Here is a 20,518-nt window from a genome sequence, read left to right as displayed (position 1 = left end):
TCACCTCGGATTGGCTGGTGGCGATGTGGGAACGCTTGCCGGCGGGAGTTCCGCTGGCTGTTGTAAGACACTTACCGGCTCATTCTGGCTTTCAGCGTTTTCATGCAAAATGGCCTCTTCCGCCTGCTTATTGAGAACCAGCAGGCTAATACGGCGGTTGATAGCGTCTTCAGGACCGCGATCGCTCAGACGCATCGTGGCGGCCATACCTACCACACGTAATACTTTTCCATCATCCAGACCGCCGCTAACCAGTTCGCGACGCGACGCGTTAGCGCGATCGGCGGACAACTCCCAGTTGCTATACCCTTTTTCACCATTGGCGTAAGGGTAATCATCCGTATGGCCGGAAAGGCTGATTCGATTAGGAATGCCGTTAAGCACTGGCGCTATGGCTCGCAGGATATCGCGCATATACGGTTCCACCTCAGCGCTACCGGTTTTAAACATCGGGCGATTCTGACTGTCGATAATCTGTATCCGCAGCCCTTCCTGAACTAAATCAATTTTCAAATGCGGGCGCAGCGCACGCAGTTTGGGGTCAGATTCAATCAACTGATCGAGATCGCCGCGAAGTTTGCTCAAGCGGCTTTGTTCCATGCGTTTTCTCAGATCATCGATATTCGGCTGCTTGTTCACCTCTCCCTGCTGCTGGGTGTAATCATCCCCGCCGCCTGGAATTGGACTTTGGCTATTCGAAATACGATTTCCCCCGGTTACCGCAGTAGCCAGCGGCGTACGGAAATATTCGGCAATCTGGATCAATTCTTTAGGGCTAGAGATGGAAATGAGCCACATCACCAGAAAGAAGGCCATCATCGCGGTCATAAAATCGGCGTAGGCGATTTTCCACGAACCATGCGCCCCACCACCGTGACCTTTATGCTTGCGTCGCTTTACAACGATAATGGGATGGGCCTGATTTTTCATGCGTCCTCGGTCGTCTGCTGCGCAGTTGGATTTCTCACCGCACGAACATGCTCTTCCAGTTCGATAAACGATGGACGTTCGCTGGAATACAGAGTCTTACGACCAAATTCGACGGCAATTGGCGGCGCGTAACCATTCAGATTGGAGAGCAGAGTTATCTTCACACACTGCATCATTTTGGTTGTTTCAGCGCTTTTCTGGCGCAGAACGCTGGCAAGCGGAGAAATAAATCCATAGGCCAGTAAAATACCGAGGAATGTCCCTACCATGGCATGTGCAATCAGCGAACCCAGTTCAGCCGCCGGACGATCGGCAGAAGCCAGCGCATGGACAACCCCCATAACCGCCGCCACGATCCCGAACGCCGGTAATGAATCCCCCACCATCGCCAGACTGTTGGCCGGGACTTCGGCCTCACTTTCGTGAGTCTCAATCTCTTCATCCATCAGCGCTTCAATTTCAAACGTGTTCATGTTGCCGCTGATGATCAGACGCAGATAATCGACAATGAAATCAAGCATCACGGCATCAGCAAGAATGCGCGGATAGCTGGCGAAAATTTCACTCTCTTTGGGGTTTTCGATATCGCGTTCAAGCGAGAACATACCCTGCTGACGTGACTTGGCCATCAGGCGATACAACAGCGCCAGCAGATCCATATACATCGCTTTGGTGTATTTTGATCGACGAAAAAGCATCGGGATGGCTTTCATCGTCCCCTTAATGGCTTTCCCGTTATTGCCGACGATGAATGCCCCAATACCCGCGCCACCGATAATCACCAGCTCAGCCGGTTGATAGAGTGCCCCAAGGTGTCCGCCGGTCATCATGTAACCGCCGAAAACTGTACCAATAACAACCAGGTAACCTAATAAGATAAGCACGACATCATCCTTTCGCAATTGACTATGACAGGATGCGCAGTCGGGCAGTTAACTCGAGGTCAGGACAAAAAAAAGCAGCGGTAATCGCTTACCGCTGCTGGAGTGTTTGTCCACACCGTATCAGTTAAACAGCCTGTTCGATCTGTTCATCCAGCAGTTGTGGAATAATATCGGCAGCATTCTGGGAAAGTTTACGTCTTTTTACGGCGCGTGATGGCGGTTGGCATAAACTGCAGGCAAAGCTGCCTGCGGGTTGGTGAGCGTGGGTAATAAAATTCCCACCGCAGCAATTGCATCGGGACAACTCCAGCAATCCGCTGTCGACAAAACGCACCAACGTCCATGCGCGAGTTAACGCCAGCAGTGGCCCTTCTTCTGGCTGCGGGCACTGCTCAAGATATAAACGATACGCTTTGATCACGGCATCCACGCCGCTGCACAAACCAGTTTTGAGCAGGAATTGCCATGCGTTGCAAAACATTGAAGCATGAATGTTTTGTTCCCATGTCATAAACCAGTCGGTGGAGAAAGGCAGCATCCCTTTTGGCGGAGGGCTGCCGCGTAATTCTTTATACAGCTTGATAAGTCGGCCACGGCTTAATTGCGTTTCGCTTTCCAGCATTTGCAAACGGGCGCCCAATGTGATTAATTCCATTGCTAGCTGGATATCACGCGCTTCCTGAACAATGCTTTTTTCGCTCATCATCAAGCCCTTTTCTTGCGCGCTGCTTCATCGATGTCGCTTAACAGTCGCGTTGAAAGCATGATACCGGTATGAATTTGCTGAAGATCGTCAACGCGGGAGTCTTGCGTCAGGCGAGTAACGGTCTGGTGATCGTCGAAACGGAAATGACAGACCAGTTGGTTTGTTTCAGCCAGTTTGACCATTTGTGGAAGTGTTAATGTTGCCAACGTGTCCGCCATTTCTTCGCTGATACCAAGGCGAAACATCGCAGATGCTTTGTCCTGAACGATCAAACGCTGTGCAAGCAATAAATATGACAAATTGATGTCATAGATGTGTTTCAGCAACTCGGATGTATGCATTATTTGCATCCATAATAACCAACATTGTTTTCATGCGGTGAAACCGCACCCCGTGATGTCGCCGGGAAGGCCCGGTAAAAAAAAAGCAAAAGGTCAAATACATAGCAGCGTGACGGCACTTACGCGTTGTCTAAACATTCCCTTTTCAGAAAGCCGCGCCCCTTACAAGCTCACATCAATTCTTACAAATGTCTAAGATTTTTCCTAATTCGACGCAACTCTACCCGCCGCCCGTTACACATACAACGTAGCTATGCTGCGAATTTGAAGAATATGTGACATAGATCACATAAACCAGCTAAACACTTAACATAAATCCATCAGCACAGCTTTTACTTTGCTTATTTTTTAATCTCAAGTTCGCCATTTCAATTCCTGACATACGAATATTCTTGCAATAAAAGCGAATAGTATTTTGTTCACAAACGTTAATATCACCTTGTGAAATAGCGAGCTTGATCACATATTTAATGTTAAACACTATTTTAATTAAATCCTTTATAAACAATGAGTTAAATATTAAGGGTGATTAATTAATACCGGGTAGTGATAACCCGTTAAATGTTAACTTATGTTAATTTTTAATTAACACATTGTTTTCATTAGCGGTGAGTTTTACTTAAGTAAGCTGAACGTATTTACAAGTTATATGACGCAATTATTCTATTTATAAGAATAATTAATGAATAAGCATGATGACATTCACACTATCCAGGAAGGAAACGTTGCAGTATGGAGTAAGCCGAGCAATGCTGAGAAACCCTCTCATAATTCTTGAAAAAAGGAGCGAGTTATGAGCTATACACACATTCTTGTGGCCGTTGCCGCCACCCCTGAAAGCCAGCAGTTGTTAGCCAAGGCGGTTTCAATCGCTCGCCCTGTCAACGCTCGTATTAGCCTGATAACCCTGGTCTCAGATCCTGAACTGTATAATCAGTTTGCTGCACCTATGCTGGAGGACCTGCGCGAAGTGATGCAAGAGGAGACTCAGGATTTTATCGACAAGCTCAGCAAAGAAGCACAGTACCCCATTGAGCATACCTTTATTACCTATGGGGCACTGAATGAACATATTCTGGATGTATGCCGTAAACACGCGGTCGATCTGGTCATTTATGGCAACCATAACCACAGCTTCTTTTCGCGCGCATCCTGCTCAGCAAAAAGCGTGATCGGTGCCAGCCACGTGGATGTTCTGCTGGTTCCACTGGCTGGAGATTGACCTGCGTTTTCTGAGCGTTACGCCAGTTTAGTGCAGGGAGAAACGTTGTCTGGCAATGGCTGTTTACTCTGACGTTGGATAACTTTTTCCAGATCGCAAATGAACCTCGCCTGCCAGTTGTCGATATCGTTTTTAATGATAGTTTCGAGCATCTCAGCGTGGCGGGAGATACGCTCAGCAAGCGGCATCGTCAGAGCCTGGTTTAATGCGCCAGCCACTTCGTCGCGGTCATAAGGATTAACAATAAGCGCGGCAGTTAGCTCATTCGCGGCCCCGGCAAATTGCGATAACACCAGCACGCCGGGGTTGGCAGGATCCTGCGCGGCCACGAATTCTTTCGCAACCAGGTTCATACCATCTCGCAGCGGCGTCACCAGCCCTACATCAGAGTAGCGGAAGATTTTCATCAGCAATTTACGATCAAAGTACTGGTTCAAATAATAGAGCGGCGTCCAGCCCAACTGCCCATATTTACCGTTAATCCTCCCCGCTTCAGTCTCCAGTTGGTGCCGGATATCCTGGTAGGCCTGCACCTCTTCACGCGAAGTTGGCGCTATCTGGGTGTAGCGAATTTTACCATGGTGCTGCGGATAGTGTTCCAGCAGAGCCTCATAGGCCTGAAAGCGCTCCGGCAAACCCTTAGAATAATCCAGACGCTCAACGGAGAAGATATTCTGCACATTTTTGAGTTCTGCTTTCAGTTGCGCCAGCTTCGGCGGCAAAGGTCCGGAAGCCTGGCGGGCGATCTCATCCGGCTCAATACCGATGGGATACACCTGGGTACGAAACGCTTTTCCCCATGCGCGGTGGTGCTGCTCGCTCTGAGTGGTTACCTGAGTCTGGGCTGCCAGACAATCCAGAAAAGCCTGACGATCGTTCTCGGTCTGGAAACCGAGTAAATCAAAATCACACATCTGCTCAAGTAGCGTCTGATGTGGGGGTAAGGCATTAAAGATTTCCGGCGTCGGAAAAGGGATATGCAGGAAAAAACCGATACGGTTATTCACGCCGCGTTTACGCAGCTCGCTGGCAAACGGCAACAGATGGTAATCATGAACCCAGATTATGTCGTCATCGCTGAGCAGCGGCAGCAGTTTATCTACCAGCAAGGCATTCACCCGCTGATAGCCCTCCCATGCAGGACGCTGAAACTGCACCAAATCGAGGCGATAATGAAATGCAGGCCATAAAACCGCATTAGAAAACTGGCAGTAATACTCTTCGTAATCCTGTTCACTCAAATTAAACGAAGCCCAGGTAATGTTGCCACGCGTGACTTTTTTTAATGGTTTGTCCTCATTACCCGTGTCCCCACTCCAGCCAAACCACAGGCCACCAGCAGCCTTCAACGCGCCCAGCACACCGACGGCAAGCCCACCTGCGCTTCCTTTGTCATCGGGTGAGGCGATACGATTAGATACTACGACTAAACGACTCATAGCCACCTCTTCTGTTATTCGTTGCTTTCGATTCTTGCTGCGAAGAGTTAATTTGTTCCAGCCAGTGCCAGACATCACTCACGCCATCCAGACGCCATGTCGCCTGCGTCGCTCCATTCCCCACCTTCACGGAAATGCCCCCAGCGCGATTAACCACGCCAAATCCTGTTTCGTCCGTCAAATCGTCACCAAAAAAAACGGGGATCCGTCCGGCAAAAGGTGCTTCCTGCATAAATGCGGCAATTGCGTCACCTTTGTTCGTACCCTTTGGTTTTATCTCCACAACGCATTTTCCGTGCTGTAAAGCCAACTGCGGCCATCTGTGCGTGATGCGCTCAGCCAGATTAATTAGCGCCGCTTCATGTTCCGGGGCCTGGCGATAGTGCAGTGCGAACGCCATCCCTTTTGCTTCAAGCGTTGTACCCGGCATCGTCGCCAAGGCGGTACTTAATAGCTCTCCTGCTTCGCGCTCTATTGCCGCAGCCAGGCACACTATATGAGTTTGACCATTGATGTCACGGCGCTCTGCCCCATGCACTCCGGCGAGCGGAAAACGAAAGGGAGTGGTAAGCGCGTCAAGCTCGACCATCGAGCGCCCTGAAATCAATGCCAGCGCACCCGCATTATGCGTCGCCAACTGATGTAATAACTGCAGGATTGTCTGAGGGACAACGACCTGGTCTGGATAAGGTTTGATCTCAGCCAGTGTCCCATCGAGATCAAAAAAATAAGCACAGCTTGCAGATTGTTCAGGGGGTAAGATCAGTGATGCTGTCACCCGGTTATCCTCCTCATCATGGTCTGTACGCCGCGCGGATCGCGCCGTATATATGATGTATGACGGATATAAGTATAGACAGTGTGACCATGCTCGCCATTTGGAAAAACAATCGCCAGCCGGGTAGCGGCTGGCGATGAGCTAAAGCTAGACTAAAAAGTTGGGGTTAAAATCATCAAACAGTACGCTTCGCTTTTTGCTTGTAACGGTCGAAGATCACCGCCGCCAGCAGGATCAGACCACGCACGACATACTGTGCGAACGGAGAGATATTCAGCAGGTTCATTGCATTCTCAACCGTTCCCAGAATCAACACCCCGGCTACCACATATGAGATTTTTCCGATGCCACCTTTAAGCGAAACCCCCCCTAACACGCACGCGGAAATCACGATCAGCTCATAGCCGATTGAGGTCATTGGCTGGCCGCTGGTCATACGAGATGCGAGGATAATCCCGGCGATGGCGGATACCAGCCCGGACAGAATAAAGATAATAATTTTGGTACGAACGACCGGAACCCCAGCCAGACGTGCCGCCTCTTCATTCCCCCCAATGGCCAGCGTGTTACGACCAAACGTGGTTTTATTGAGCAGTAAGCCAAAAACGATGAAACAGACGACCGTGATCCAGATAGGTGCCGGCAGACCAAACCAGTTGGCGTAGCCGAGAGTGAAGAAGCGCTCGTCTTCAATCCCTACCGCCTTACCGTCGGAAATAATGTAGGCCAGACCACGCACAATCTGCATCGTCGCAAGGGTCGTGATTAGGGCGTTAATTTTCAGCCGCGCAATCACGAACCCATTCACCAGACCACATAGAATACCGAGCAGTAGCCCGGCAGCCACGCCAATCCACAGGCTTTCGGTCATATTAATGACCACGGCTGTAGTGACCCCGGCGCAGGCAATCACGGAGGCAACAGACAGGTCGAAGTCACCGGATGCCAGGCAAAACAGCATCCCACACGCGACCATACCCGACATCGATACCGCCAGCCCCAGCCCCTTCATGTTGATGAAAGTGGCAAAGTTAGGCACAAAGAGGGAACAAACCAGGAACAGCGCGGCGAACACGACCAGCATCCCGTATTGATCCCAAATGCGACCAAGATTTAGCGCCGACTTTGCAGCACCTGAACCCGATGTTGAAACGGAAGACATCATTCTCTCCTTATTCAGGCTACAGCCTGGCTAACTTTTGGCATAGCAAGGCTTAACGCCTGGCGCTCATCCGCCTGTTCATGAAGTAACTCACCGGCAATTTCGCCTTCTCTCATCACCACGATACGGTCGGCGACACCGAGCACTTCTGGCAGATCGCTGGAAGCAAACAGCACGGCCACGCCGCGCGCCGCGAGGGCATAAATCACGTTATAAATTTCATGCTTGGCGCCCACATCAATACCGCGTGTAGGTTCGTCCAGCAAAATCACTTTCATCTCTTCCGATAACCAACGGCCGAGAATAGCCTTCTGTTGATTACCGCCGGAGAGGTTCATAATCAGTTGCTCCGCGCCCGGCGTTTTAATATTGAGTGAGCGAATATGGTGATCGGCATTGGTCTCTTCCCAGCCGTTGTTGATCACGCATCCGCCCAGAACATGTTTACGACGGGCACTGATGTTGATGTTGTTACGCACCGAATGGACCGGAATGATCCCTTCAGCCTTGCGATCTTCCGGGCACAGCATCATCCCCGCTTCAATGGCGTGGCTCGGTTTACGGATATCAATAGGCTGTTCATCGATAAACACCTGGCCTGCCGTGATACGCGTGCCGCCAAACAGACCTTTCATTAATTCGCTACGTCCGGCGCCCACCAGTCCAAACAATCCGACAATTTCACCACTGCGCACCGATAAACTGATCGGGGTACGCACGCCTGGGGCTTTGACGTCATGCAAACGCAGGCGCTCTGCACCATAAGGTCTGGATTTCCAGCCATAAATATCACCGAGGTCGCGCCCGACCATCGCCTGTACCAGCGCGTCGTGATCGACCTGCAGCATATCCGTGAACGTTTTGACGTAATGACCATCTTTAAACACGGTGATGGCATCGCTAAGGGCAAAGATCTCCTCCATACGGTGCGAAACGTACAGGATGATGCGCCCTTCGTTGCGTAGCTCACGGATGACGCGAAACAGATTCTCAATCTCGCGTGCTGAAAGGGAGCTGGTCGGTTCATCAAACGCGATAATTTTGGCGTTGCGCGCCAGCGCTTTCGCAATCTCCACCATCTGCCATTGCCCAATGGAGAGGTATTTCAACGGCGTATCGGGATCGATATCCATGCCCAGATGCTTGAGCTGAAGCCCCGCTTCATAGTTCAGCAGCGAGCGGTTCACAATCCCGCCTTTGTGCGGCATCTGCCCTAAATAAATATTCTCGGCAACGGTCATTTCCGGGACGAGATGCAGCTCCTGGTAAATAATGGCAACACCGGCGTTCAGCGCGGCATTGGTGTCCGCAAACGAAACCTCTTGTCCACGGATCGCCAAAGATCCCGTCGTTGGCGCATAGTTGCCGCTGAGAATTTTTAATAGTGTTGATTTCCCGGCGCCATTTTCGCCCATCAGCGCATGCACCTGACCGGCATAGCAGTCGAAACTGATATCCGTGAGCGCTTTAACGCCGGGGAACGTTTTGCCAATGCCGCGAAATGAGAGATACGGGGTAGACTGTTGCATAACGTCTCCGTGAGTCAGATCTTTATGCCGGATAGCGGCTTTGCCTTATCCGGCCTACTGAGTACGCAATTCGTAGGCCGGATAAGACGCGTTGGCGTCGCATCCGGCATTTGTGTTATTTACCGCCTAAGCCTTTCTTCGCCAGTTCTTCTTTAAAGTTATCGCGGGTAATCAGCACCACATCCGTCACTTCAGTAAACGCCGGTGGCTCTGCACCTTTCGTTACCCAGTTGTAGAGCATCTCACTTGATTTGTAGCCGTGAACGTCCGGGCTTGGCAGGAGTGAACCGTAGAACCCGGTCGCTTCGCCTTTGGAAAGTTCGCTCACGGCATCAACGCCGTTGATGCCGATACCAATCACATTCGGCGCTTTGAAGCCCTGCCCTTCGGTCGCACGTACGCCGCCCAGCACGGTGTTGTCGTTCATGCCAACAATCAGCCAGTGTTTGACTTCAGGGTGCTGAACCAGCATGGAGTTAGCGGCATCGAATGCCCCGGGGATGTCATTCGATTTTGTGGGGACCTGGTAGATCTGTTTTTCCGGGAAGCCTGCGGCTTTAAGCGCTTCCATTGAACCCGATGTACGGCGACGCGCGGTATCGAGTTCATTCGCGGTAATGGCCATTACGGCTGTGGATTTCACATCCCAACCACGCTTTTGCATCTCCTTATACAGCTCCTGGCCCTGGCGCTCACCAATTTTGGTTGCAGCCATCATCACCAGCGGCACGGTATCCATCGGCTTACCTTTGGCGTTAGCAAACTGGTCATCGACGGCAATGACTTTCATATCGTAGCCCCGCGCCTTGGCCATAATGGCAGGTCCGAGTTTGGGGTCCGGCGTACAAATCACAAACCCTTTTGCGCCACTTGCAGCCAGGCTGTCGATGGCGTTAAGGGTCTTCTCACCATCCGGGACGGCAATTTTAATCACCTCAAAGCCAAGGTCTTTACCGGCTTTATCGGCAAATTTCCATTCAGTTTGGAACCACGGTTCTTCCGGTTGTTTGACCAGGAAACCGAGCTTCATGGATTCAGCGATAGCGGATTGTGACATAATGGCAGCCAGACCGATGGCAGCCAGCGCTTTAGTGAATTTGTGCATGGTTAACTCCAGCTTTAACGTTCTTTTATGTAGGGTAAAATCAGACGATTTTTTGTAATTCTGACGTAAAACAAGGCATTACCTTTTAGTGATAAGATCAATGCCAGTGCTGAGAGTAGTTTTAGCGGGAAATTGATTCTCCATAAGAGAGCGGCATCACACCACAGAATTACAGTAATTGCGTACATAAATTCAGCGGGAAATGACATAAAAAAACGCGGTTTTGTCGACGGGAAAAAAGAGGGATAGCAGATTAATCCATAACATCAGCTAACGAATCCTTGTTCCCGAATACCGAAGCATTCGGGAACATGATTACCATCGGTAATAAATGTGGTCAGCGTGATCGCGAACCGGAATGTCATCTCCCAGCAGGCGCGCCGCAAGCGTCAACGCAAAATCGAAAATATGCCCTAATCCTTTGCCGCTAATCAGATTGCCATCTTCAACAACCGGCGCATCGATATATTCCCCGTCCGTGACGTTTTGCCACAGATCTCCTGAGCAAACATAGCGACGCCCCTTCAGCAGACTGTTGCCGCCCAACACGCGCGCGGCCGCAGAACATACCGGGCAAATGAGCTTTCCTGCCTGATCATGACGGGATACAAACTGGATGACCGCCTCACTGGCGGCAAGATTAACGCTGCCCTGCGGCCCGCCTGGCAATACGACGGCATCGTAGAGATATGTCTGGCGCGCGGCCAGCGTGCTATCCATCACCATCGGTACGTCATGATAACTCACCACCGCACGTGACTCTGCGCAGGCCAGGGTTTCGACTTCGATATTCAGGCGACGCAGAATATCAAGGGTAACAATCGCCTCCGCCTCTTCAAAACCGGGTGCCAGCAGCACCGCAACCTTCTTCATATGTAACTCCTTGCTTAATCCACATAAACGGAATAATTAATGACGACCAGTGCAGACTGTTAAATTTCTCAATTTGATTAAAACTGATCTGGCGCAAAAAATTAGCCATCAGATAATTTGTACTACTCCATCCCGATCGTGAAATTGCCTTTCAACTTGGGCAGATAATCATCAGATGCCAGACAATACCTTATTGTGGAATTTAATTTTGTGATATGAAACACCATTTCATTATCGTGAAAATAATTTAATGACATAAATTTCAACCCCTTACATTCATGTCATCTATATGCCAAAACAGCAGTAGCATGAATACTGTTATGACAATATGTAAAAAAACATAAATACGCAGATTTAAGGATTTTCTTATACCAGGGCAAGCGTTATGCTGAATCTCGATCGGAGCGAATATAATTCGTGATCACTAAAGGACCGGCGGAACGGATTTATTCTGCTAACAGCTTTAATTGTACGTAGAGGTGAAGTGCAGCGGCAGCCCGCTGTACTGGCGTGAGTAACGTACATCCCCCTTTCTGGAAATAAGGATATTGATATGGCCGCAGTTGGAATTGTTCATAAACTCAATACACAAATGAATCTCGAGTTCTACGCCTCGAATCTTTACCTGCATCTCAGCGAATGGTGCTACGAGCATAGCCTGACAGGTACAGCCACGTTTCTACGCACGCAGGCGCAGGGTAACGTGACTCAAATGATGCGTATGTTCAATTTTATGAAAAGTGCCGGGGCTAATCCCATCGTCAAGGCCATGGATGTGCCGGGTGATGAACTGAGTTCCCTTGAAGAATTGTTTCAGAAAACGTTGGATGAATATCAACAGCGCTCGAGTAAGCTCTCGCGTTTAACCAATGAAGCTGAAGCATTAAACGATGCGCCAACCATTGATTTTCTTCACGATCTGGAAAAAGAGCAGCAGCAGGATGGCGTGCTGTTACAGACGATTCTTGATGAAGTCCGCAGCGCCAAACGCGCGGGGTTGTGCATGGCGCAAACCGATAAGCACTTGCTCAACGTCGTTAACTACCAGCATCACTAATCTTCAGTTTTCATCGCGTTAATGCCGGATAACGATGCTGCGCACCTTATCCGGTCAACCTCTGATTTTCCCTGGCACGCGCCTCCCATTCTGCGAGGCGCAAAAAAACCTTTCTAAAACCTGAAACAACGGTTTATTTTAGTGGGATTCATTCTGCGGCGTGAATTTCAACTCGATCAAGGCAACCGCTTTTTGTATTGCGCGCATAGTGACCGGATCGGACCCTGCAGGATGGCTGGAAAAATCGATGTTTTTCAGTTGGCTGGACATTTTTTCCCGAACTTCTACCGGGGCAATAACATCAATAATATCCAGAATTTGCTTGATAACCAGCTGACAGGCAACAACGTCCGAGAGCAGTTCCTGATCGGCATTCAATGTTTGGGACATAGTGAGCTCCTTATAGAAAGGTCGTCATAGTACCTATTCAGCGATCGAAACGATAGCCGCGCACACATTACAAATGCGCTGAAAATAAAAAAGGTCCAGTCAGTTTCTTTTGAGATGGCAAGCACAACATGAGTGAACAGTTAGCGGTTGAGAACCAACGCGGTCTTTCCCCGGCAGCATTACTTGTTGCCGGGGCTTTCTTTATGGAATTTATTGACGGCACGGTGATTGCCACAGCCCTACCCGACATGGCCAAAAGCTTTGGCGTACAGGCGGTAGACCTGAACATTGGTATCAGTGCCTACTTGATCACCCTCGCGGTGCTTATCCCCGCCAGCGGCTGGATTGCGGATCGCTTCGGCGCCCGAAAAGTGTTTACCCTGGCGCTGGCGATTTTTACTCTCGCTTCGGTTTTATGCGGTTTGTCCGAAAGCCTTGAGAGCTTTGTAGCAATGCGAATTTTACAGGGTGTGGGTGGCGCGCTAATGGTTCCTGTTGGCCGTCTCGCGGTACTGCGCACCACGCCTAAACATCAGTTGATCACCGCCATTGCGACCCTGACCTGGCCCGCGTTAGTCGCGCCTATCATCGGGCCACCGCTTGGAGGATTCATTACCAGCTATGCTAACTGGCGTTGGATCTTCTTTATTAACGTACCGCTGGGAGTTTTGGCGATCGCGCTGGCGCTACGTTTTATCCCGGATATTCATGACGACGAGCGCCGTCCATTTGATATAGCGGGTTTTATCGCGACCTCAGTTGCGATGGTTAGCCTGGTGTATGCCATGGAGTTACTGGGAACCCAGCAGCCGCAGGGCTGGCTAACCGCCGGGCTGCTGGCGCTAGGAACCGTGACCTTTCTGTTTGCCCTGCATCATTTTCGTCGCACTACCTGGCCGATGATTCGTCTTGATGCCATGAGCGTCCCTACTTTTCGCGTCACCCTGTACGGCGGGTCACTATTTCGTGCATCTATTAGCGCTGTACCATTTCTGCTGCCGTTAATGTTCCAGGTCGGTTTTGGCATGAACGCTTTTCACGCGGGTTCGCTGGTTCTGGCGGTGTTTGTGGGCAATCTGACGATAAAACCTGCCACCACGCCGTTGATACGCTGGCTGGGCTTTAAGAAACTGCTGTTAATCAACGGTGCGCTAAACGTCCTGGCGCTGTTGGCTTGTGCATTAATTACGCCGCAGACCCCGGTGTGGGTTATTTTGTTGGTGTTGTATCTGGGCGGCGTGTTCCGCTCAATTCAGTTTACCGGCATCAGCACGCTTGCCTTTGCGGACGTCCCCGGGCCACAAATGAGCTACGCCAATACGCTGTTCAGTACGGCAACACAATTAGCGGTAGGCTTGGGCATTTCGTTGGCCGCTATCGGGATCCGTATCGGTGATGAGGTGAGTGAATGGCTGGCGTTAAGCAATATTCCGGGGATCAGTTTCCGGCTGGCCTTTGTCGCTATTGCGATTATTTGTCTGGTAGGTATGGTTGATACGCTGCGGCTTGCCCATGATGCTGGAAGCGCGGTATCTAACAAGAACAAATAGCCCGGCAGGCGAACACCGCCGGGCCAACAGGATTTAGCCAACTATCTCGCGTACAAACGCTTCGATCGCTTTGTCCTGGCAGTTTTCAAAGAAGCACTGCTGGAAGCGCGGGCCAGATACGGCGGTTTTTACCAGTTCAGGATCGATAGCGCGCAGAGTGTCCAGATAGTTTTCTTTTACCACCGCCGCTTTCACCTGGTTCAGAATACCCGCGTTACGCACCTGCGGCTCTTTACGCTCTGGTGGATACCCTTCGCCGTTACGACCAGTGAATGCTTTTTCAAACATATAGCGCACATTCAGCTCAGCACCCCAGCCAAAACCTTTGGCGAATGCCAGAGAAAGCGCATTCCCGTTGTTGATCTGAGAGAACAAGAATGCGTCTGCCGGATCGAGACAGTAACCGCACACCACGCCCGGATGTATATTCAGTGACATCATTGCCCCCTGACCCGTACCGCACCCCGTAACCACAAAATCCACGGCTTTGGAATTGAGCAGGATGCTGGCCATAATCCCTAAATGGATGTAGGTCAGATGATGGTCATTTTCGTCGCTCATCCCAACGTTATACACTGGAAAACCTTTCTCATCCGCAACGGCTTTAAGCTCGTTATGAATGATGGCATTTTTGCTTGCCTGGCTGTTTTCCATCATCAATGCAATTTTCATTCTGTAATCTCCTGAATGCGCTGCGGAGGCCCGCTGAAAGTCATAACATTCAGGCCACATTACTATTTTGCAAACTCACTTTCAAATTTAATGAAATTTTGTTTTATAAAATAATGAGGTGCTCACATTTTTCCTGAGACAGCTCAGAATAGCCTCAATAAAATGACGTCGTTGCGATTAATCGCAGGTGATCTTCGGGCTATTCAAGCCATTGATGCGCCACCACATATGCCATGATAGCCTATCTCCGAACTTTCAGAGCGATCACATGAAGACCTTTATCCTTGCCCTTTTGCCGCTCGTGCTGACAGGATGCACTATTACTAAACAGGCGCAGGTCAGCGAAGCCAGTGCCATCACCGGCGTCGTTCGCCTGACCTACAACCAGGCCATGCTACAAACGGCGCGTACTGATGACTACGTTACCCAAGGTACAGCCACCAAAGAGTGTCAACGCCTGGGTTATGCCAACGCAATGGCGTTTGGTCAGCCGGTATCAACCTGTAGCGTATATGCCGGTTCTCTGTGCTTAAATACCAAAATCACGCTCGCCTGGCAGTGTCACGGCGTTGCGGTATCCCAGTCGCCTGCCTTCAATTATTAATATTTTCGACCAGCACATTATTGCTGGTCTTCTGCCTTTTCATTATTTATATTCTCCGCTTAATAGCGTTAATGCGTTTTATTCCCATTCGCATTTTTAATAAATAAATTTATTATTTTACCTTTTGCAAATAATTAAATAACAAATTATAGTGACGCCACGCTAATATATAATAACGTTTGTGGAGCACAACCATGCTGAAAACAGAAATGATCGACCAACTGAATGAGCAAATGAACCTTGAATTATATTCATCTCTGCTCTACCAACAGATGAGCGCGTGGTGCAGCTATCACAGCTTTGAAGGTGCCGCCGCGTTCCTGCGCCGTCACGCCCAGGAAGAGATGACGCATATGCAGCGTCTGTTTGACTACCTGACCGATACCGGCAGCTTGCCGTGTATTAACACCGTCCCTTCCCCCTTTGCTGAATATGCGTCTCTGGACGAACTGTTCCGTGTTACTTACGAACACGAGCAGTTGATCACCCAGAAAATTAATGAGCTGGCACACGCGGCAATGACCCACCAGGATTATCCGACGTTTAATTTCCTGCAATGGTATGTTGCCGAGCAGCATGAAGAAGAGAAATTATTTAAATCTGTCATTGATAAGTTATCGCTGGCTGGGAAAAGTGGCGAAGGTCTTTATTTCATCGATAAAGAACTGGCTACGCTTGATACGCAGAATTAATGTTGTGGGGTAATGAAGGCAACCCGCCATCATTACCCGCTAAAATCAGTGACGGCAGATCTTGCTTTCGTGCGTAGAGAAGCCGTCTTCTTTTGCAATAAATTTTCCCTTCGCCGCTAAAAACGCCACCAGCTCGGCTGCCGACATATCCGCCGCAGAACAGGTGTGAAAACGAGCCTGCTCGCCAAACCGTGCCGTAATCGCCGCTTCAAGGCTGGCATTTGAATACTGCTCGCCAGATTCAATCATCATGTTGAGCACTTCGTGACCGTGAATAGATTCCATACTACCTCCTCAATAAAGTCCGTAGCCTAATGTGAACGGCACGGCCTTGCTTTGCGCTAACGCAGGTTTACCCGCAGATAAATATCATTTGTGATACATCTTAACGCGCCAAACATCGTAAAGATTAATGTACATTCATTGTAACGGTGATTTGACGAAAATAGCGTTTTGCCTTACCCTGCGCCGCAGATATAACCGTTGATTATCTCTGGGACAGAGGAAAGCGTGAAAAACAGAACCCTGGGTAGTATTTTTATCGTGGCGGGAACCACGATTGGTGCCGGTATGTTGGCAATGCCGCTGGCCGCGGCAGGCGTGGGGTTTAGCGTCACGCTGGTATTGTTAGTGAGTCTTTGGGCGCTAATGTGCTACACCGCGCTGTTGCTGCTTGAAGTGTATCAACACGTACCAGCAGACACCGGGTTGGGTACGCTGGCAAAACGGTATCTTGGTCGTTACGGACAATGGGTAACGGGCTTTAGCATGATGTTTTTAATGTACGCGCTGACGGCGGCGTATATCAGTGGCGCTGGTGAGTTGCTGGCTTCCAGCATCAGCGACTGGACCGGGACAACGCTCTCCCCGACAACAGGCGTACTGCTGTTCACCTTTGTTGCCGGTGGCGTGGTTTGCGTTGGCACATCTTTGGTCGATCTGTTCAACCGTCTGTTGTTCAGTGCCAAGATAATCTTCCTGGTGGTGATGCTGGCCCTGTTAATGCCGCATATCCATAAAGTAAACCTGCTTACGTTGCCGCTTCAGCAGGGGCTGGCACTTTCTGCAATCCCGGTTATCTTCACTTCGTTCGGTTTTCACGGCAGCGTCCCCAGTATCGTCAGCTATATGAACGGTAACATCCGTAAACTGCGTTGGGTGTTTATCACCGGTAGCGCCATTCCGCTAGTCGCCTATATCTTCTGGCAACTGGCCACGCTTGGCAGTATTAACTCCTCAACGTTCATGGGGCTGTTAGCCAACCACGCTGGTTTAAACGGTTTATTACAAGCATTACGTGAAGTTGTGGCTTCGCCGCACGTCGAACTGGCGGTGCATCTGTTTGCCGACCTTGCGCTGGCAACCTCTTTCCTCGGCGTCGCATTGGGATTATTTGACTACCTGGCCGACCTCTTCCAGCGCCGCAATACCGTAGCAGGAAGAATGCAAACCGGCGTGGTGACCTTCCTGCCGCCGTTGGCATTCGCGCTGTTCTATCCGCGTGGTTTCGTCATGGCCCTGGGGTATGCGGGCGTTGCCCTGGCGGTGCTGGCGCTGCTCATTCCCTCGATGCTGGCATGGCAGAGCAGAAAACAGAATCCACAGGCTTACTACCGCGTGGCGGGGGGGGCTCCGGCGCTGGCACTGGTATTTTTGTGCGGCATTGTGGTGATAGCCGTACAGTTTTCTATTGCAGCAGGATTACTACCGGAAGTGGGTTAAAACAAAAGGGGCTTAACGCCCCTTTTTCTTAATGCAAACAGCACTGCTTATATTTTTTGCCGCTACCGCACGGACAAGGGTCATTGCGCCCTACCTTGGCATCCACTTTGACCGGTACTTTAATCGGCGTTTCCTGAGGATGCGCCATCCAGTAAGCATGCAGATCCAGCGCCGCCAGGCGGATGGCATCCACGCTCTCTTCGAACGCTTCTGGCGTCATTTTCTCAACGACCGCAAAGTTTTCTTCCGTACCGTGCAGCGCAATAGCCTCGAGCGCCGGTTTTAACGAGTCTGGTAACGCGGACCAGTCCGACAGCGCGACGCCGCGCATATAACCAAAACACCACTCTTCAACGATGGTCAGTTCATGCTCGTCAATTTCACGCAAACCAAACAGCGGCTCAAACTGCTCAGGATATTCATCCAGGCGATCGGCCGTATCCGCCATATGTTGAAACGCCAGGTTCATGAAACGCGTCATTTCTTTTTCGGAGGACCAGCGAGGAACATACTGCGCGCCGCCCCAAATAGCGACCAGCCACTGCTCCGGTTCAATTTCATACGGTGAACTCAGTACCGCCGTCAGTAAACCATCCAGTTCTGACACATCCAGAATAGCCTTATCCGTATTGTACTTAGTCAGTACGTCATCCAGCCATTCCAGTTCGCTCTCGTTTAATGGTCCCGTTTTCATAACGCTTTTCCTTAGTCAAAAAATCTTGCCTGTGATCATCCTACATGGCTGGAGGGATAACAGATATAAATGGGCATATGCGGCTTACAGCAGCCGCCTGTTCAGGTTAACAGGAAAAGAGGGGAATTCCGGTAGTTAACGCACAAAAGAGAACACTAAGCCGCCGGGCATCATACCGGGAAAACACAATAAAACCACCCGCAGGTGGTTTACTGTTGTTCAATACGGTTGAGCGTTGCGGTATAGCCCGTTTTCGCTACTGCGTTAAGTAGAGTATCGGTTGGGAAACCTTCTGGCACGATGGCTTCTGCCTGCCGGGTTTTGAGAGAGGATTTTGCTTTAATCACACCGTCGGTTTCACGTAGCGCCTGGTTGACCGAAATAACGCATAACGAGCAGGTCATATTGTGTATATCCAGCACCACTTTTTGATTGGCCGCCTGAGCCCACAGCGGCAACAGCAAGCATGCAACTAACGTGAAGATCTTCATTCAAATACCTCATAAAACCAGGCAACAAGCGTTGGGTAAAATAGCACCGGTAAAATCAATGCCAGCGCGCACCAGTAGAGAACGCGCGCTTGCTTCAGAGTTAACCACCCGGAGCACCACAACCGTTTGGAAAAATAGAGCCGCCAGAAGACACGCAGTAATAATCCCAGGGACAGCAGTACCAGAGGAGTTCGCAAAAACTCAAACCGGGTGAAAACGGCGAAGCTCGCCGCCGAAATACCAAACAGCAGGTAAAGTAGCGGTCCAATACAGCATAAGCCAGCGGTGACGGCGGCCGCAGCAGCCGTCAACAGGGTAATCCCCGCACCTTTAGCGTTGTTCTGTGGCGACATAGCTGTAGGAGAACGCTTTAGGATCATAAAAATTGATCGGGTCGCCATCGACTTCAGCGTAAGGATAACCAAAGTTATTCATGGCCCCCTGCTCCGTTGCCGGATACAACTCGAAATCACGCCCGTAGTTGAATCCAACCCAGTTCATTTCCCAGTTACCAAACAGGTAAGCGTTAACCGCCTGGACATCGGCATCCTGATGCGTTTTTTTCTCTGCCAGACGCATTTTGGTCACGTCAGCAGGATCGCACGGTACCCAACCGTAACCTGCCAGATAGAACTCAGCGCGGCAGTGTTGTCCGCCGCTCACATTGGCAACGCCTGCACTGTCGGCTGTGCCAAAAGCACTTTTCGAGTAACGTTCGAGCTTATTGGCCTTGCCCAGACGGATGCCAAACAGTTCGCGCGCCGGAATACCGCTGGCCCGCGCCAGAGCAACAAAAACGGAGCTCATGTCGGTGCATTTTCCTTTGAGCTTACCGCTTTTTAATATCTCCGCCACATCCCCCGTGCCGCAGCCAATAACGTCGTTGTCACGCTCCATATGGCTGCTGACCCATTCGTAAATCAGGCGCGCTTTTTTCAGCGGATCCTGCTCATTACCAGTGATTTTACGCGCGGTTTCCAGGACCAATCCATCAACTGGGGTATGTGCCGTCGGCAACAGATACGGTTTTACATCCAGCGGATAAATAATCTTCTCAGGTGCCTGCCAGTTTTTCAGCGCGTCCTGCTTCAGCGGTTCCCTGTCGGCGGTTTCAATGTCGATATCAACGTTAACCAACAATTCACCCTGCGAGTCAGCCCAGGTGGCAAACAGCGTTTTCGCGCCGTAGGTATTATTGGTGGTGACGTACGCCTGCTTATAGTTTCCGCTAAAGGCAAGCGCTGTCATTTGTTGAAACGCGGTATCCACCGGTAGCGGGATCCACAGTTTCACCACGCCGCTCGATCCCTTAGGAGGATTGAGTTTATACGTTTGGGATAAGACAAAGCGTCGACGAGCTATTGGCGCAACGGATGGCTCAGCGGCACGTACCGTCTGGCTAATGACTGCAGGGCCGACTAATCCGGCGGCGGAAAGGAGAACGCTATTTTTGAGAAACTGACGACGTTGCATTGCTGTCTGTCCAGGTTGTAAGAGTTGAGCTACGGCTAAAGGGGAAACCGTACGCGATCATCACAGCAGACAGAGGCTGGCATAAAAAGGCGAGTCGATGGAGATTATTCATCAATAACAGACCTGTTAACTGTGAATGAAGTGAGAAACTGCAAGGTCGCTATTAAGCCATTTACAGCCAAAAAAGTACAGCAGCGGAGATAC

At 50.3% G+C, this 20,518-nt stretch carries 23 protein-coding genes; 6 read left to right on the top strand and 17 right to left on the bottom strand.

Going from position 1 to position 20,518, the window contains the following annotated elements:
* The 4 genes from motB to flhD all read right to left on the bottom strand — a co-directional run bounded on the left by motB (position 1) and on the right by flhD (position 2,861).
* Positions 1-930, bottom strand: a complete 930-nt coding sequence (motB, locus tag HV314_RS11080) for a flagellar motor protein MotB (RefSeq protein WP_016153441.1) — start codon at positions 928-930, stop codon at positions 1-3.
* The gene (gene motA, locus HV314_RS11075; protein ID WP_016153442.1) at positions 927-1,814 is read right to left on the bottom strand and encodes a flagellar motor stator protein MotA; all 888 of its coding nucleotides are present in this window, start codon (positions 1,812-1,814) and stop codon (positions 927-929) included. The genes motB and motA overlap by 4 nt, the downstream gene beginning before the upstream one ends.
* Positions 1,815-1,938: 124 nt before the next feature.
* Positions 1,939-2,523 (bottom strand): flagellar transcriptional regulator FlhC, encoded by a 585-nt coding sequence (flhC, locus tag HV314_RS11070; RefSeq protein WP_085951062.1) that lies wholly within the window; start codon positions 2,521-2,523, stop codon positions 1,939-1,941.
* Positions 2,520-2,861 (bottom strand): flagellar transcriptional regulator FlhD, encoded by a 342-nt coding sequence (flhD, locus tag HV314_RS11065; protein WP_016153444.1) that lies wholly within the window; start codon positions 2,859-2,861, stop codon positions 2,520-2,522. Before flhD ends, flhC begins: the two co-directional genes overlap by 4 nt.
* 793 nt (positions 2,862-3,654) lie before the next feature.
* Here flhD and uspC point away from each other — a divergent pair.
* The gene (gene uspC / locus HV314_RS11060; protein WP_016153445.1) at positions 3,655-4,083 is read left to right on the top strand and encodes a universal stress protein UspC; all 429 of its coding nucleotides are present in this window, start codon (positions 3,655-3,657) and stop codon (positions 4,081-4,083) included.
* A gap of 17 nt (positions 4,084-4,100) precedes the next feature.
* Here the strand turns inward: uspC and otsA are convergent, their stop codons facing one another.
* From otsA to HV314_RS11030, 6 genes are all read right to left on the bottom strand, one after another.
* A complete protein-coding gene (gene otsA, locus HV314_RS11055) occupies positions 4,101-5,522 on the bottom strand; it encodes an alpha,alpha-trehalose-phosphate synthase (RefSeq protein WP_131405073.1) in 1,422 nt (473 codons plus the stop codon).
* Entirely contained in the window at positions 5,497-6,300 is an 804-nt protein-coding gene (otsB, locus tag HV314_RS11050; protein WP_181548008.1) for a trehalose-phosphatase, read from the bottom strand. Before otsB ends, otsA begins: the two co-directional genes overlap by 26 nt.
* Positions 6,301-6,475: 175 nt before the next feature.
* The gene (gene araH, locus HV314_RS11045) at positions 6,476-7,462 is read right to left on the bottom strand and encodes an L-arabinose ABC transporter permease AraH (protein ID WP_016153448.1); all 987 of its coding nucleotides are present in this window, start codon (positions 7,460-7,462) and stop codon (positions 6,476-6,478) included.
* Between the two features lie 14 nt (positions 7,463-7,476).
* Positions 7,477-8,991, bottom strand: a complete 1,515-nt coding sequence (araG, locus tag HV314_RS11040) for an arabinose ABC transporter ATP-binding protein AraG (RefSeq protein ID WP_181548007.1) — start codon at positions 8,989-8,991, stop codon at positions 7,477-7,479.
* 115 nt (positions 8,992-9,106) lie between these two features.
* Positions 9,107-10,096: an arabinose ABC transporter substrate-binding protein gene (locus tag HV314_RS11035; protein ID WP_003034602.1), complete on the bottom strand. Its 990-nt coding sequence runs from the start codon at positions 10,094-10,096 to the stop codon at positions 9,107-9,109.
* Between the two features lie 315 nt (positions 10,097-10,411).
* On the bottom strand, positions 10,412-10,969 hold the full coding sequence (locus HV314_RS11030; RefSeq protein ID WP_080858827.1) for a DJ-1/PfpI family protein: 558 nt from the start codon (positions 10,967-10,969) through the stop codon (positions 10,412-10,414).
* 553 nt (positions 10,970-11,522) lie between these two features.
* On the opposite strand from HV314_RS11030, the gene HV314_RS11025 reads away from it, so the two are divergent.
* Entirely contained in the window at positions 11,523-12,026 is a 504-nt protein-coding gene (locus HV314_RS11025; protein ID WP_016153451.1) for a non-heme ferritin-like protein, read from the top strand.
* Positions 12,027-12,164: 138 nt separating this feature from the next.
* On the opposite strand, the gene HV314_RS11020 is transcribed toward HV314_RS11025, so the two are convergent.
* A complete protein-coding gene (locus HV314_RS11020; protein WP_181548006.1) occupies positions 12,165-12,416 on the bottom strand; it encodes a DUF2766 family protein in 252 nt (83 codons plus the stop codon).
* Positions 12,417-12,544: 128 nt separating this feature from the next.
* Between HV314_RS11020 and HV314_RS11015 the strand changes: the two genes are divergently transcribed.
* A complete protein-coding gene (locus HV314_RS11015; protein WP_181548005.1) occupies positions 12,545-13,966 on the top strand; it encodes an MFS transporter in 1,422 nt (473 codons plus the stop codon).
* Between the two features lie 33 nt (positions 13,967-13,999).
* Here HV314_RS11015 and HV314_RS11010 read toward each other — a convergent pair whose 3' ends face one another.
* Positions 14,000-14,638, bottom strand: coding sequence for an RpiB/LacA/LacB family sugar-phosphate isomerase (locus HV314_RS11010; RefSeq protein ID WP_016153454.1), 639 nt, complete (start codon positions 14,636-14,638; stop codon positions 14,000-14,002).
* A gap of 268 nt (positions 14,639-14,906) precedes the next feature.
* Here HV314_RS11010 and HV314_RS11005 point away from each other — a divergent pair, with 268 nt between their 5' ends.
* Positions 14,907-15,242, top strand: coding sequence for a YecR-like lipofamily protein (locus tag HV314_RS11005; RefSeq protein ID WP_016153455.1), 336 nt, complete (start codon positions 14,907-14,909; stop codon positions 15,240-15,242).
* A 194-nt stretch (positions 15,243-15,436) separates the two neighbouring features.
* Positions 15,437-15,934, top strand: coding sequence for a non-heme ferritin (gene ftnA, locus HV314_RS11000; protein ID WP_016153456.1), 498 nt, complete (start codon positions 15,437-15,439; stop codon positions 15,932-15,934).
* Between the two features lie 45 nt (positions 15,935-15,979).
* On the opposite strand, the gene HV314_RS10995 is transcribed toward ftnA, so the two are convergent.
* Positions 15,980-16,219 carry a YecH family metal-binding protein gene (locus HV314_RS10995; protein ID WP_016153457.1) on the bottom strand — a complete coding sequence of 80 codons (240 nt, stop codon included), beginning with the start codon at positions 16,217-16,219 and terminating at the stop codon, positions 15,980-15,982.
* A 225-nt stretch (positions 16,220-16,444) separates the two neighbouring features.
* Here HV314_RS10995 and tyrP point away from each other — a divergent pair, with 225 nt between their 5' ends.
* A complete protein-coding gene (tyrP, locus tag HV314_RS10990) occupies positions 16,445-17,656 on the top strand; it encodes a tyrosine transporter TyrP (protein ID WP_181548004.1) in 1,212 nt (403 codons plus the stop codon).
* Between the two features lie 28 nt (positions 17,657-17,684).
* On the opposite strand, the gene HV314_RS10985 is transcribed toward tyrP, so the two are convergent.
* The 4 genes from HV314_RS10985 to HV314_RS10970 all read right to left on the bottom strand — a co-directional run bounded on the left by HV314_RS10985 (position 17,685) and on the right by HV314_RS10970 (position 20,314).
* Positions 17,685-18,350 (bottom strand): YecA/YgfB family protein, encoded by a 666-nt coding sequence (locus tag HV314_RS10985; protein ID WP_016153459.1) that lies wholly within the window; start codon positions 18,348-18,350, stop codon positions 17,685-17,687.
* Between the two features lie 209 nt (positions 18,351-18,559).
* Complete coding sequence (locus HV314_RS10980) at positions 18,560-18,841, bottom strand: heavy-metal-associated domain-containing protein (protein WP_181548003.1); 282 nt, start codon at positions 18,839-18,841, stop codon at positions 18,560-18,562.
* Positions 18,838-19,194, bottom strand: coding sequence for a mercuric transporter MerT family protein (locus tag HV314_RS10975; RefSeq protein ID WP_181548002.1), 357 nt, complete (start codon positions 19,192-19,194; stop codon positions 18,838-18,840). The genes HV314_RS10980 and HV314_RS10975 overlap by 4 nt, the downstream gene beginning before the upstream one ends.
* Positions 19,172-20,314 (bottom strand): transglutaminase-like domain-containing protein, encoded by a 1,143-nt coding sequence (locus HV314_RS10970; RefSeq protein WP_181548001.1) that lies wholly within the window; start codon positions 20,312-20,314, stop codon positions 19,172-19,174. The genes HV314_RS10975 and HV314_RS10970 overlap by 23 nt, the downstream gene beginning before the upstream one ends.
* Positions 20,315-20,518: the final 204 nt, after the last annotated feature.

The organism is Citrobacter sp. RHBSTW-00887 (genome assembly GCF_013728095.1).
GTDB classification, from domain to species: domain Bacteria; phylum Pseudomonadota; class Gammaproteobacteria; order Enterobacterales; family Enterobacteriaceae; genus Citrobacter; species Citrobacter braakii.
The sequence above is the reverse complement of the archived record's forward strand: the minus strand, read 5'-3'. Positions and strand labels throughout refer to the sequence as shown.

What these genes read in the sequence shown, in the direction of transcription:
- motB (WP_016153441.1), bottom strand. Translation starts at nt 930, where the DNA reads ATGAAAAATCAGGCCCATCCCATTATCGTTGTAAAGCGACGCAAGCAT.
- flhD (WP_016153444.1), bottom strand. Translation starts at nt 2,861, where the DNA reads ATGCATACATCCGAGTTGCTGAAACACATCTATGACATCAATTTGTCA.
- uspC (WP_016153445.1), top strand. Translation starts at nt 3,655, where the DNA reads ATGAGCTATACACACATTCTTGTGGCCGTTGCCGCCACCCCTGAAAGC.
- otsA (WP_131405073.1), bottom strand. Translation starts at nt 5,522, where the DNA reads ATGAGTCGTTTAGTCGTAGTATCTAATCGTATCGCCTCACCCGATGAC.
- araH (WP_016153448.1), bottom strand. Translation starts at nt 7,462, where the DNA reads ATGTCTTCCGTTTCAACATCGGGTTCAGGTGCTGCAAAGTCGGCGCTA.
- araG (WP_181548007.1), bottom strand. Translation starts at nt 8,991, where the DNA reads ATGCAACAGTCTACCCCGTATCTCTCATTTCGCGGCATTGGCAAAACG.
- HV314_RS11035 (WP_003034602.1), bottom strand. Translation starts at nt 10,096, where the DNA reads ATGCACAAATTCACTAAAGCGCTGGCTGCCATCGGTCTGGCTGCCATT.
- HV314_RS11030 (WP_080858827.1), bottom strand. Translation starts at nt 10,969, where the DNA reads ATGAAGAAGGTTGCGGTGCTGCTGGCACCCGGTTTTGAAGAGGCGGAG.
- HV314_RS11025 (WP_016153451.1), top strand. Translation starts at nt 11,523, where the DNA reads ATGGCCGCAGTTGGAATTGTTCATAAACTCAATACACAAATGAATCTC.
- HV314_RS11020 (WP_181548006.1), bottom strand. Translation starts at nt 12,416, where the DNA reads ATGTCCCAAACATTGAATGCCGATCAGGAACTGCTCTCGGACGTTGTT.
- HV314_RS11015 (WP_181548005.1), top strand. Translation starts at nt 12,545, where the DNA reads ATGAGTGAACAGTTAGCGGTTGAGAACCAACGCGGTCTTTCCCCGGCA.
- HV314_RS11010 (WP_016153454.1), bottom strand. Translation starts at nt 14,638, where the DNA reads ATGAAAATTGCATTGATGATGGAAAACAGCCAGGCAAGCAAAAATGCC.
- HV314_RS11005 (WP_016153455.1), top strand. Translation starts at nt 14,907, where the DNA reads ATGAAGACCTTTATCCTTGCCCTTTTGCCGCTCGTGCTGACAGGATGC.
- ftnA (WP_016153456.1), top strand. Translation starts at nt 15,437, where the DNA reads ATGCTGAAAACAGAAATGATCGACCAACTGAATGAGCAAATGAACCTT.
- HV314_RS10995 (WP_016153457.1), bottom strand. Translation starts at nt 16,219, where the DNA reads ATGGAATCTATTCACGGTCACGAAGTGCTCAACATGATGATTGAATCT.
- HV314_RS10985 (WP_016153459.1), bottom strand. Translation starts at nt 18,350, where the DNA reads ATGAAAACGGGACCATTAAACGAGAGCGAACTGGAATGGCTGGATGAC.
- HV314_RS10980 (WP_181548003.1), bottom strand. Translation starts at nt 18,841, where the DNA reads ATGAAGATCTTCACGTTAGTTGCATGCTTGCTGTTGCCGCTGTGGGCT.
- HV314_RS10975 (WP_181548002.1), bottom strand. Translation starts at nt 19,194, where the DNA reads ATGTCGCCACAGAACAACGCTAAAGGTGCGGGGATTACCCTGTTGACG.
- HV314_RS10970 (WP_181548001.1), bottom strand. Translation starts at nt 20,314, where the DNA reads ATGCAACGTCGTCAGTTTCTCAAAAATAGCGTTCTCCTTTCCGCCGCC.